The sequence below is a fragment of the Algoriphagus lacus genome (genome assembly GCF_003583985.1).
Lineage (GTDB): Bacteria > Bacteroidota > Bacteroidia > Cytophagales > Cyclobacteriaceae > Algoriphagus > Algoriphagus lacus.
In genome coordinates this window covers 655,909-668,992 of record NZ_QXML01000002.1, presented here as the reverse complement: position 1 = coordinate 668,992, position 13,084 = coordinate 655,909, and the positions used below count along the sequence as shown (strand labels likewise).

The following is a 13,084-nucleotide window of genomic DNA, read 5'->3' as shown; positions in this document are numbered from 1 at the left end:
AAAAGCCCCTCACTGACAAAAAAGTGAAAAAACCTTGGAAGGACCCTTCGGGAAAATTTCCTAACTTCCTACCTGATCGTTCAAAATCCCAAAAAATCATGAAACTCCTCTTACCACTCTTATTCATTGCTTTTATTTTCTTCCCTGAAGCCCAAGCTCAACAATCGGTCAATGTCAGCGGCACCTGGAACATGTCCGTGGAGACAGACATGGGATCTGGCACCCCCACTTTTGTCCTGAAACAAGAGGGGGAAAAAATCACCGGAACCTATACCGGCCAACTTGGGGATTCTCCAGTCACGGGAACAATTAAAGGAAGCACTATTCACCTGGAGTTTTCGATTCAGGGAAATCTGATCACCTACGACGGCACAGCTTCCTCCACGGAAATGCAGGGAAAAGTGAAGCTGGCAGAGATGGCTTCAGGCACTTTCACCGGAAAAAAGAAAAGCTGAAACCGAGTTAGAGGAGAACAAAGACAAATTGAGGTTAAATTGATAAGGAACAGCCAATGACTCACTGGCTGCCTTTTTGAGTAGGATTACCAGGAAACTGATTTTAACATTCATCCAAATCCCTCAAGTATGAAACCTTCCAGTCATTTTATTCAGCTTTGCTTCGCCGCTCTGTTTCTCCTCACCTCAGCCTGCGCGGTCAATCCGGTAACCGGTAAAAAGCAGGTGGTAATGATGTCTGAAGCCCAGGAACTCGCTACGGGAACGCAAGCAGATCCTGAAATAATCGCGTTTTTTGGTTTGTATGAAGACGAAAAGCTCCAGCAATTTATCACAGCCAAGGGAGAAGAAATCGCGGTTGTATCTCATCGTCCAAAACTTCCCTATGAATTCAAAATCGTTGACTCGCCTGTCATAAACGCATTTGCCACGCCCGGCTATGTGTATTTTACCAGAGGGATTATGGCTCATTTCAACAATGAGGCAGAATTTGCAGGGGTTTTGGGCCATGAACTCGGACACATCACCGCCCGGCACGCAGTGATTCAGCAACGAAACTCCATGCTGGGACAGCTGGGATTGATCGCAGGAATTATTTTGGTGCCTGAACTGACCGATTTTGTAGATCCACTCTCCCAAGGAATGCAGCTGGCCTTGTTGAGTTTTGGAAGGGATGCCGAGCGCCAAGCCGATGAACTGGGTGTGGAATATTCTTCCCGAATTGGGTACGATGCTGCTGAAATGGCTGTTTTTTTCCAAACACTCGAGCGACAGGATGAAGCTGCTGAGGGAGAAAAAATACCTGAATTTCTTTCCACCCACCCTTCTCCGGAAGAACGGACAGTCACTGTGGCAAAATTGGCGGAGGAGTGGAAAAAGAAATTGGCCCTCACTGATCCAAAAGTTAGCAGAGACAGTTATCTAAAACGAATTGACGGGTTGATTGTGGGGGAAGATCCAAAGCAGGGTTTTGTGGAAAATCAGAATTTTTACCACCCGGTGCTGAAGATTGCCTTTCCAGTTCCTCAAGGTTGGAGCCTCCAAAACACGCCTCAACAGGTTCAAATGGCACCATCCTCAGGAGATGCGCTGTTGATGCTTTCCATGGCGCCCGGAAGTACACTTGAGGAATCTGCGAACATGATTTTGGAGCAATACAGCCTCAAGCAGGTCGAATCCAAATCCGAAAATATCAATGGCCTGAATTCCCTGATGGTGATTGCAGATCAAATTCAGGAAAAGGGTACCATTCGGGTGCTGTTTTCTTTGATCCAGTTTCAGGGAAACACCTACAACCTCATGGGTGTGACAGAACTTTCAAAATTCCAGGGCTTTCAACCCACCTTCCTGAGTACCATCCGCAATTTCAGAGAACTAAAAGAAGCGGATAAACTCAACCGGACTCCTGATGTGATTCGGATCAAAACAGTACCCAACCGCATGACGCTGCAGGCCGCTTTGCAAAACTTCAAAATGCCAAAAGAGCGATTTGCTGAACTGGCGCTCCTGAACGGAATGCTCCTGACCGAACAGGTGGAAAAAGGAACCTTGATCAAAGTCATCGGGAAATAAGCAATCAGTCTGGGGGGTGCCCGGAGTCCGCAATTTTCTAAAGAAACAATCTAACGCTCACTCGGGGGCATTCCTGGCTGGGAATGTTCCCAATTCTTCAATCTGATACCCCTCCGGATAAGTTGGTCGCTTTCTTCTTGTTCCCAAAACAGGCTCATGGGGTTCGCTCGACAGCCGATGAAAAAAAGCATGAATCCTTAGTCCCTTTTTGACCAGCCACTTCCTCAAACCGGAGACTTTTCGAATCCCGAGCGCTTCCCTAAGAGGCTCATCGAGCAGGGCAAAAACAAAGGGACGTCCCAGCGGATAAAGCCATTTGGGCAAATAAAAACCAAGAAGCAAGTCGATGGTTTTTCCAGCAATCAGGCTGTTGCTTGGCGCATATTGGAAATGTCTAGCTTCATATTCCCGATTGTACCGCTCAAAATCCTCCAGCGTCTGAGGCACATTTTTGAGATTCATCCGCCTTCCGAGTTCGAGGTAATTCCTGAAAATCCCCTGTTTCTCCACTTCATTCATCGGACGGTAGGCGTAGCATTCGATCCAGCGGATCGGCTCAAAAATGAAGGTGGAAAGCACATACAAAAAGTCCTCATTGGAAATTTCAAACCGGCCATGCATGCTGTTCATTCGCCGGATAGCCCGCTTTCCCCTCAGGCTGTTCATACCGTGCTCAAGAATTTCGAACAGAATCAGTTCGGTGTCATCGTAGCGTTTGCGAGGTCTTTGGACAAATTCGCCCGTCTCTGCCAGAAGCCCCGAAATGGAAGGAACCGCAAAAGTCCGAAACAGGGCAAACTCCAGCGAGCGCTCCAAGTCCCAGGGAAACACATGACAACTCAAGAGAAAAGAGATCCGTTCGTGGTCCGTTTGGGGATTTAGGGATTGAATCTGAGTTGAAAAAGGTTTCATTGGCGAGGAAGATAGAAGTTCGGAATTTACGAGTAAGGGAATTTTTTTTACCGTTTTCAGATTGATTTTTCCTTATTTTCATAAAAAATCAAACCCGAAAACCATGAGAAAATCCCTATTTATTGTCCTTTTCCTTTTTCCGTTTTTCACTTTTGCACAGGCTGACAAGGAAGTCGAAGCTGCGATCCAAGCCCTTAAAACAGCCATGCTTGCTGAGGATGATGCTGCACTGAAAGACCTGACCTCGTCTGACCTGAGCTATGGACATTCGAGTGGGGTAATCGAAAATCAGGAGCAATTCCTGGCTGTATTTGCAGCAAAGAAAACCGATTACCAAAAATGGGACATCAGCGATCAGACGATTACTTTTCACGGCAAAGAACTGGCCATAGTCCGGCATCATGTCAACGCAGAAATCGCTGGGGTTACGGGCCAGATCAACAAACTGGACATCGGACTTCTGATGATCTGGACCAAGGAAAAGGGGGATTGGAAGCTCCTGGTAAGACAGGGATTCAAACTACCTTAAGTGAAAAAACAACTCGCCAAAATAAGAATGCCGGACTTAAACAGAAATTCCGGCATGTTTCGTTTACCCTGGAGGAAATCTAAAACTTTCCTAGGAACACCAGAAATCAAACCTTCCGAATGATGCCTCAAAAAGTCCATCTGCCGACACAGGAAGGTCAAAAACCAGGCAGGCTAACCTGACGGCAATTTGGATTACGGAAAAAGGCCAATGCTGTATTTAGATTCAATAAAAAAAAATAATCATATCCTTTGCAATAAAACTGCTTCCAACTAGCTTTGCGAGCTTTTCCAAGCCAAATGAATAAGCTCAACGTTTTATTCTTGTTGCTTCTCATCACTTTATCAGCCGGTAAAGTGACTCAGGCACCTTTAGCCGGAAAGGAAACTACCAAGCATTTTAGTTCAAAAGTTGAACTTTCCCCTGCCGATCATGAAATGCATCTTGGAGGTAGAGAATCATCTACTTCGATTTGTGTCAATTGGGGTTTTAAGCTAAATGAAGCTGGATCATTTTTACTGTTCATTCGACACTCCCTTCTATTCATTACAGGAGATTTTTCTAAGTACATATCACCTTCTTCCTCCTGGATTTCCACTTCTCCGGAGTTACACATTTTTATAAGAGTTTTAAGGATTTAAAGGACCGCATTTTCCTTCTTTTTGATTTTCAGACCTATTTAACAGGTCTGACGATTCCTTATTCTTAATTAAATATCCTTGTAATTATGTATAAATATTTACTGGCATTGTTATGCATTGCCATTCCGGGAAAGCTATTGTCTCAAGATTTAAATCAAGATAACAAAGTCCTGGAATTGACCTACACGGAAGCGGTAGGAATACTATTAGACCAAAGTCTTCCTCTACTTAGTTCACACTATCAAGTAGAAGCATCCGAAGGTGAATTGCTTCAGGCAAAAGCATGGAACAACCCACATTTCAACTGGAATCAAGACCTGTACAGCGCTGAGCGAAATGAGTATTTTAATCAGAGAAATCAGCGATTGATTCAATTGGATATTATGTTTTCTATCTCAGGAAAACATACCAGAGGAGTAAAACTTGCAAAAATCGGTGTTGAACAAAATCAGCTTCTTTATGAAAATACCAAAAGAAGTTTGGTTTTTGAATTGGGATTGAAATTTCATCAATTGATGATGCTTCAGAAAAGAAACGAACTCTACAATATCGTTTTCACCCAATTCAAAACGCTCATCGATGCCTATGAGATTCAGTATAAGGTTGGAGCAATTCCCGGGAGTGAGCTGATCAGACTTAAGTCGGAGTTGCTGACTCTTCAGAATTCAATTGTATCGAATCAAAATGAGACAGAAAAAGAGATGTCTGAAATTCGAACCTTATTGAATTTAAGGCCTGAAGTTTACATCAAAACCAAAGAAACAATTGTCCCACTGCCTGAAGCCAGCCAATTAAATTTCGGGGACCTGATAAGTTTTGCAGAAGAAAACAGACCTGATTATCTAGCCCGACTTAAGGAAATTTCCTATCAGGAAATGAATCTTAAACTCCAAAAATCCAAGTCAATTCCTGATTTGATGTTGGGCTATCAGCCCCATGACAAAGGAAGTAACTATGTCAGACCTTACTCAGGATTGGTATTCGAAATGGACGTTCCGATTTTCAATAGAAACCAAGGAAACATTGCTTCATCAGAGGCTAATGTCAACAGAGTAAAAACTGAAGCAGAACAAGCTTTGGTGTCCCTTCAAAATGAAATATTTTCCTCAGTGAATAAATACTTTCATTCTAGAAGAGCCCTGGATAATTACAATTTGGAATTCTTGAAGGAACTGGAGGAACTCAACAACAGTGCTCTTCAAAATTACAATAACAAAAACATCAGTATACTTCAGTATCTCGATATGCAAAGAACTTATATCAATACAATGTCAGAATATCTAGGGCTGCAGTCTGAGATTTTGCAAAGAGTCATTGACATAGAGTTCACTACTGGTTATCAACTTTACAACTAACTTAAAAATGAAATCTTATAAATTCCCGTTCATACTATTGCTAACATCACTTATAGTCAGCTGTTCTAAAGAAGAAGCTAAAGTGGAGGAAGTAGCAAGTACTGCAAAATCCAGTGTACAAGTAAGTGATGAAGCCCTAAAAAATGTCACTACCGTACGCGCAGACAGTATAAATGATTTCAGCAAATTTAATACTGTTGGTGAAATCAGTTTTGACGAAGACAACGTAGTTAGAATCTTCCCAATAGTAAGTGGTAGTGTAGAAAAAGTATACGTCTCTTTAGGAGATTATGTAAAAAGTGGTCAACGGCTAGCTACCATCCTAAGTACAGATGTAATTGCGTTCCAAAAGGAGTATTCAATCGCCAAGTTTAATTTGGAAGTAGCCGAAAAAGGATTTGAGAGAACAAAAGAGCTCTTTAAATCAAACATTGCCTCCACCAAAGATTATACAGAAGCAGAGAATCAATATAATAATGCACTGGCGGAATTCCGTGAAAAAGAAAAGAAGTTGGAACTGTATGGTGCATCTAATAATCCTGATGCAGTTTTTGAATTGTATGCCCCTAAGAGCGGCTTCATTGTGGAGCGAAATGTCAATGAAGGTCAGCAAATCAGAACGGATAACAACGCTTCGATCTTTACAATTTCCGACCTAAAGACTATTTGGGTATGGGCCAATATCTATGAAAGTGATCTTTCTAAAGTGCATGTTGGAGATACTATGGAAGTCACAGCACTCGCTTATCCTGAAAAAGTTTATAAAGGAACTGTATCTAAAATAAACACCATCCTTGATCGTGATTCCAGAATTATAAAGGTCAGAACAGAAGTGGACAATACCGATGCACTGTTGAAACCTGAAATGTTTGCCTCTGTCACTATGGTTTCTTCTATTGGAAGTCGGGTGTTAGCGCTTCCCACCGCATCCGTCATTACTGAGAGCAATAAAACTTTTGTCATGAAACAACTTGGTAAAAATGAATTTACCAAAGTGGAAGTAAAAGTGGGTAAAACTGTCGGCGATCACACTCAAATCCTTGATGGGGTAAAGGCCGGAGACATCATTGCCCGAGATTATTCTCTTTTCCTGATGACTGCATTTAATAACGCGAAATAAAAATGAACAAGTTATTAAGTGGATTAATATCCTTTTGCTTAAAGAACAAACTAACGGTGTTCGCAGCCACTGCAATTTTGGTGGCATGGGGATATTTCAGTTTTGCTAACACTCCTATCGAGGCTTTTCCCGATGTGATCAATACCCGAGTGGTTGTGATTACCCAATGGCCGGGTAGAAGTGCGGAGGAAGTGGAAAAATTCATCACTATTCCTGTGGAAATAGAGATGAATGTGGTGCCTAATAAGACCAGTTTGAGATCCATCTCGGTCTATGGTTTGTCAGTAGTAACCATGATTTTCGAGGATGACGTGGATTATTTTACGGCAAGACAGCTGGTGGGTAATCAACTTCAGAATATTGATTTGCCCGAAAATGCCGAGGCCGAAATTCAGCCTCCTTCAGGACCTACAGGGGAGATTTATCGCTATACCCTCAAAGGTGAAAATAAAACCGTAAGAGAACTCAAGGAAGTTCAGGACTGGGTTATCGACAAGCGCCTCAAAGCAGTCCCCGGTGTGGCTGACGTTATCAGCTTCGGTGGGGAGGTGAAAATCTACGAAGTCATCATCAATCCTCTGGAACTGAATCAGTACAATCTGGCGACCGATGATGTATTTAAAGCGCTTCGGGAAAACAACTCAAACGTCGGAGCAGATGTATTGGAAATCGCTCCCCAATCCTTTATTGTTCGTGGTATTGGTTTGGTCAAAAACATTGAGGCCATCAAGCAAATCCCAATCAAATCTGTTGAAGGAACGCCTATCCTAATTTCAAACGTCGCGGAAGTCAAGGAATCTTCGAAGCCTAGACTCGGAAAAGTAGGGCGGGATGACCAGCCGGATGTGGTGGAAGGTATTGTTCTCCTCCGAAGGGGAGAAAACCCAAGTGAAGTACTCAAACTGCTCAACGAAAAAATCACCGAGCTTAATGAGCGCGTCTTACCGGAGGGAGTCAAGATTGACCCATTCTATGACCGTACCACTCTGGTCAATCTCACGACTCATACGGTAATGGAAAACCTCATCGTAGGGGTATTGTTGGTCACCTTTATTCTGTTGGTGTTTTTGGCAGATTGGCGCACAACGCTAATCGTCTCTATCATCATTCCTTTAGCCCTTTTGTTTGCCTTTGTCTGCCTGAAGCTCAGGGGAATGTCGGCCAACTTGCTCTCAATCGGAGCCATTGATTTTGGAATTATTGTAGACGGCTCAGTGGTCATGGTTGAGGGAATGTTTGTATATCTCGCCCACCAACAGAGTAAACTAGGAGTCAACCGTTTCAATGTGATTTCCAAAATGAGTATGATCAAGAAGATATCCGTTGAAATGGGTAAGCCGATTTTCTTCTCCAAACTCATCATCATCACGGCATTGCTCCCCATTTTCGCCTTTCAAAAGGTTGAAGGCAAGATGTTTTCCCCTCTTGCCTACACCATTGGATTTGCCTTGCTTGGTGCCCTGATATTTACCCTGACCCTAGTGCCTGTTTTGGGACATCTCCTCCTGAACAAAAACGTCCGGGAAAAAGAAAATCCACTGGTTAAGTTCCTTGAGCGAATCTATAAACCCGGCTTGGAGTGGTGCTTGAGAAAGAAGAAAACAGCACTCCTTATTTCGGGGGGAATGCTTCTCGGAAGCTTGATCATTGGAACCAACCTGGGAACTGAATTCTTGCCTCAACTCAACGAAGGGTCCATCTACGTGAGAGCCTCCATGCCTCAAAGTATCTCCTTTACCAATGCAAACCTGCAGTCGGAAAAAATGAGACAGATCGTAAGGAAGTATCCTGAAGTACGGGGAGTCATCTCCCAGAATGGCCGACCAAACGACGGAACAGACCCTACGGGATTCTTCAATCTGGAACTCTTTGTGGACCTGTATCCTAAAGATGAATGGGAAAGCGGGCTGACCAAAGAAGAGCTGATTACCAATATGCAAGGCGAACTTGAAAACGCCTTCCCTGGAGTGGTTTTCGGCTTTTCCCAACCTATCTCCGACAACGTGCAGGAAGCAGTATCAGGGGTGAAGGGGGAAATGGCGATCAAGGTATTTGGTGATGATTTCACCAAAATCGAAGCCAAGGCTGACAGCATCAAGGCCATCATGAGTAAGATTGAAGGGGTAAGGGATCTTGGTGTATTCAAAAGCCTTGGTCAGCCTGAACTGAGTATCAACTTGGATCACGCCAAAATGTCCCGATATGGGGTGAACATGAGGGAGGCTCAAGACATCATTGAAATGGCCATCGGCGGTAAAGCTGCCTCCACGTTCTATGAAGGAGAACGAAAATTCGACATCAGAGTCAGGTATTCGCAGGAATATCGTAACAGTCCGGATGATGTCGGAAAACTGCTGGTACCAAGTGCAAGTGGAGTGAAAATTCCTTTGAAAGAAATAGCGGATATCAAACTGGTCACCGGTACAGCATTCGTTTATAGAGAAAACAATCAGCGATTTGTCCCTGTCAAGTTTTCTGTCAGAGAGCGGGATTTGGGAAGTACCATCGCAGAGGCTCAGGAAAAAGTAGCCGCAGCCATTCCTGAAGAAAAGGGTTACTCACTGAGCTGGAACGGGGAATTTGAAAACCAGGTAAGAGCTACCAAGACCTTGTCCTACGTCGTACCGGTTTCCGTATTCCTGATCTTCATCCTTTTGTACATCATGTTTGGTTCGACGAAGGATGCCAGTATTGTACTGCTGAATGTGCCTTTTGCATTGATTGGAGGCATTTTGGCCCTGTACCTTACCAATATAAACTTCAGTATTTCTGCCGGGGTAGGATTCATTGCCCTCTTTGGAGTTTGTATTCAAAATGGGGTCATTCTGGTGTCTGTCTTCAATAAAAATTCGGAAATGGGAATGCCTATCTACGAAGCCGTGATAGAGGGAGCGATGACCCGAGTCAGACCTGTAGTAATGACTGCGCTGATGGCAGGCTTAGGTCTGCTTCCAGCAGCTTTGTCCTCCGGTATTGGTTCGGAAACCCAGCGTCCACTCGCAGTGGTCGTGATCGGTGGTTTGGTTACAGCAACTGTTCTTACTCTTCTGATTTTGCCGGTGATCTATTTGATTTTCGTGAGAAAATCCGAAAAGAAGGCCGCTAAAGGAAGATCAACTCATTAATGAAACTCTCATGAAAAAAATACTCATCGTTATAGCCTTTTTGTTTGGGGTTAACCTGGCTTATGGCCAAAATCAAACCATTGAAAAGTCTGCACCCAAAGAAGATAAATTCAGATGGGGCTTTACCTTCCTTAACGTTTGGTCGGATGTAAAGGGTACTACCCCTGATACATTCACCAAGCCTTCTTTGGGAGGAAATGTGAAAGCAGAATACTATCCTTTGGATTTCCTTGGATTTACCGCAGGTGTCGGATACCAACAAAGAGGATATGGGTTGACATTACCGGACACCGGTTTTGTAGCTCCCTCCATAAATACCTATCGAAATAGGATCCGGATGAACAGTGTGGAATTCCCTATCGGTTTGATTCTGAAGACACCCAAACCCATTGCAGGTGGCTCCACCTGGATGATGGCATCAGTGGGTGTTTCGCCACTTTATATGTTTGAGGCCAATGATGTCTACTTAAGTGTAGAGGACGGTTTTCATATTGTTAAAGATGTGACCAGTTCATTCAATCAATCAGATATGCCGATTTTTATATCCATTGGACCTGAAATCGACACTTCAGCTGGATATTTTCAAGTTCAGTTGATTGGGTCGTTTGGCACTGCTGAAGTGTATTCTTCAGCAAACAACCCCAATGGGTATTCAGGAAAAAACAGGTATCTGGGATTTTCCATTGGATGTACCTTCTGACATCCAAAACCTGAAGCACCATATCCAAATGTGCATAGGCCAGAGTTCTTCATGTGATTCCTTTCAACAGCAGGAACATTGCATGTTTTCTTACTTAAGCAGAAATCAGCTCCAGATACACACCTCGGGCTGTATCAAATTGGAATGGTAGAGAAGTAGAAAAAACCTGGAAAGGCAACAGAGCCAAATTCAGGTACAGCAAAAAGTGGATTATGCAAAAGAGGTGGATTACTAGCCTCTTTTGCTTTTCCATTTTGGAACTAAACCTTGTCCCAGATTCTCACTTTAAAAGCTTCATGCTGGGGGCATATCGATGGAAGATATACTCATCAATTCAACCCGGTCCAAAAGTCCTCACTCAACTTCCCCATCAAACCAGTGACAACGCATTCCTTCAGGATTCTTTCTTGGTTTTTCAAAAGTGGAACATATCCAATAATCAAAAAGGCGTTCTTATTGACCCTTTTGATCCTCTTTTCTGAAAAATTGTTTTCTCAGGAATTGATTCAGACAGACCGTCCAGACCAAACAGAAGGGGTTTTTGTGGTGGACAAAAAGACTTTACAAATCGAAACGGGTTTTTTTGTTGGAAAAAACCGCGATCAAACTTACAACTACATTATCCCCACTACCTTATTGAAATATGGCATCACCAAAAACCTGGAACTCCAATCCATAATCGATGTCATTAATATCCAGGGAAAATATGGGGTAGCCCCGGTTGCCTTAGGATTCAAGGCCAATTTCGTCAAAGAAAAAGGAATACGTCCGGAAATTGCATTGATCGGCAGAGCCCAGGTCAAAAATCTCGGAGGGCAGGAATATAAAATCAACAAGACGCTCACCATGTTTAGGGTAGCCTTTCAAAATACCCTCTCGGACCTGGTCGTCCTCGGGTATAATTTCGGTATGCAATGGAATGAGTTTGAAAAGCCAAGTTATATCCTATCGGTAACCTCCAATTTCAACCTCTCCAGGCAACTGACTGTTTATACTGAGCTCTTCAATTTCACCAGTGAACAATCCTTTTTAAATCCCATCGTTGATTTTGGCGGAATGTATTCTTTCAAAAACCGCTTCATCGTGGATGCGGCAATAGGCAAGCATTTAAACCCTTCCAACCAACAGAATTTCTTTTTTACCCTTGGATTTACAACTCGATTCAGCTTTCTAAAAAAGGGAGAGAGCAACCAAAATTAGGGGAATACTAAAATATCCCTCTTCCCTAATTCCTAAAATTGCCTCTGCCACCCATTGATTTTCATTGAATTCCCGTCATCAACTTTCTTCCAACACTTCCCGATTCAAGGTGGATTTTAGGGCTAAGAAACCAAAAACACCCGCCAACAGGGAAGAAAACAAGATGATCAACTTCGCATTGTTGATGATTTGACTGTCTTCAAAAGCCAGCAGGGTAATGAAAATGGACATGGTAAACCCAATCCCTCCTAGAAGTCCCACACCGGCAATTGATTTCCAGTTGAGATCATCGGGAAGCTTGCAGAGGCCTATGGTAACTGCCAGGAAGGTGATCAGAAAAATGCCCACCGGCTTACCTACCACCAATCCCAGCACGATTCCAAGGCTATAATTTTCGGTCAGTAGTTGACCCAGTTCCCCGCTGAACATGATGGCCGTATTGGCCAATGCAAAAATCGGTAAAATCAGAAACGCAACAGGTTTGTGAAGGAAATGCTGCAAAATGTAGGAGGTGGATTTTTCATCCCCGTTTCCAAAAGGAATTGCAAAGGCCAACAAGACCCCTGTGATAGTGGCATGCACTCCGGAATTTAGCATGAAATACCACATCGCCACGCCTCCAATCAGGTAAGGAATCAGATTTCGAACCTTCAATCGGTTGAGGACAAGAAGGAAAGCAAATATTCCCATTGCAATGAACAGGTTGGACCAAAACAGGGTCTTGGTATAGAAAATTGCAATGATAATGATGGCTCCCAAATCGTCTATTACCGCCAACGCAGTCAAAAAGATCTTTAAGGAAGTCGGGACTCTGTTTCCCAAAAGGGACAAAATCCCCAAGGCAAATGCGATATCCGTGGCCATGGGAATTCCAAATCCCGATTGGGTAGGAGTACCATAATTTAAAAACATAAAAATAGAGGCCGGTACCAGCATGCCACCGATGGCAGCAAAGATCGGCAAAAGCGCATCCTTGATATTCGAAAGTTCTCCCTGGTATATTTCCCGTTCCAACTCCAAGCCGATCAGCAAAAAGAAAATGGTCATCAACCCGTCGTTGATCCAATGCTCAATGCTGTGATCCGCAAACTGAAGCTGGAAAAAATGATGGTACTCATCTCCAAAAGCTGAATTTGCAAAAATCAAAGAAACCACTGTGCAGCCCATTAAGGTTAGTCCACCGGACTTCTCACTTTCAAAAAACTCCTTAAACAGTTTGGTAATCTTCATTTCTTAGTTTTTAAATTAATTCAAACCCTTTACTCTTTAATCAGCCCGTTTAAGGGCACTATCAAACTAAATTACCATTAGTAAAGTGTAGCCAAAAGGGTTTTCTGGTCAAGCGGTTGGGGTGTTTGGAGGTGTCCTTGAGCGAATGGAGGTCTAATCCACCCTCCTTCCATTTCCTTATTACTTGATTATCAATTTATTTACTCAAAAAAAATGAAATAAAAAAAGCCAGCCCCTTCTGGAAG

The 13,084-nt window shown here is 43.2% G+C and carries 10 protein-coding genes; 8 read left to right on the top strand and 2 right to left on the bottom strand.

Annotated features, from left to right (window positions below):
- The first annotated feature begins 98 nt into the window (after positions 1-98).
- Together D0X99_RS07025 and D0X99_RS07020 are read left to right on the top strand one after the other, a co-directional pair.
- Positions 99-455: a hypothetical protein gene (locus D0X99_RS07025; protein WP_147392200.1), complete on the top strand. Its 357-nt coding sequence runs from the start codon at positions 99-101 to the stop codon at positions 453-455.
- 129 nt (positions 456-584) lie between these two features.
- Positions 585-2,027, top strand: coding sequence for a M48 family metalloprotease (locus D0X99_RS07020; RefSeq protein WP_119476905.1), 1,443 nt, complete (start codon positions 585-587; stop codon positions 2,025-2,027).
- Positions 2,028-2,084: 57 nt separating this feature from the next.
- Here D0X99_RS07020 and D0X99_RS07015 read toward each other — a convergent pair whose 3' ends face one another.
- A complete protein-coding gene (locus D0X99_RS07015) occupies positions 2,085-2,939 on the bottom strand; it encodes an oxygenase MpaB family protein (RefSeq protein ID WP_119476904.1) in 855 nt (284 codons plus the stop codon).
- Positions 2,940-3,042: 103 nt separating this feature from the next.
- Between D0X99_RS07015 and D0X99_RS07010 the strand changes: the two genes are divergently transcribed.
- From D0X99_RS07010 to D0X99_RS06980, 6 genes are all read left to right on the top strand, one after another.
- Entirely contained in the window at positions 3,043-3,468 is a 426-nt protein-coding gene (locus D0X99_RS07010) for a nuclear transport factor 2 family protein (RefSeq protein WP_147392199.1), read from the top strand.
- Positions 3,469-4,195: 727 nt separating this feature from the next.
- Positions 4,196-5,464, top strand: a complete 1,269-nt coding sequence (locus D0X99_RS07000) for a TolC family protein (RefSeq protein ID WP_119476901.1) — start codon at positions 4,196-4,198, stop codon at positions 5,462-5,464.
- Positions 5,465-5,471: 7 nt separating this feature from the next.
- The gene (locus D0X99_RS06995) at positions 5,472-6,584 is read left to right on the top strand and encodes an efflux RND transporter periplasmic adaptor subunit (protein ID WP_119476900.1); all 1,113 of its coding nucleotides are present in this window, start codon (positions 5,472-5,474) and stop codon (positions 6,582-6,584) included.
- 2 nt (positions 6,585-6,586) lie between these two features.
- Positions 6,587-9,709 (top strand): efflux RND transporter permease subunit, encoded by a 3,123-nt coding sequence (locus tag D0X99_RS06990; RefSeq protein WP_119476899.1) that lies wholly within the window; start codon positions 6,587-6,589, stop codon positions 9,707-9,709.
- A gap of 10 nt (positions 9,710-9,719) precedes the next feature.
- Positions 9,720-10,409, top strand: a complete 690-nt coding sequence (locus D0X99_RS06985; protein WP_119476898.1) for an outer membrane beta-barrel protein — start codon at positions 9,720-9,722, stop codon at positions 10,407-10,409.
- A 267-nt stretch (positions 10,410-10,676) separates the two neighbouring features.
- Positions 10,677-11,609 carry a transporter gene (locus tag D0X99_RS06980; RefSeq protein ID WP_119476897.1) on the top strand — a complete coding sequence of 311 codons (933 nt, stop codon included), beginning with the start codon at positions 10,677-10,679 and terminating at the stop codon, positions 11,607-11,609.
- 78 nt (positions 11,610-11,687) lie between these two features.
- On the opposite strand, the gene nhaA is transcribed toward D0X99_RS06980, so the two are convergent.
- Entirely contained in the window at positions 11,688-12,839 is a 1,152-nt protein-coding gene (nhaA, locus tag D0X99_RS06975) for a Na+/H+ antiporter NhaA (RefSeq protein ID WP_119476896.1), read from the bottom strand.
- Positions 12,840-13,084: the final 245 nt, after the last annotated feature.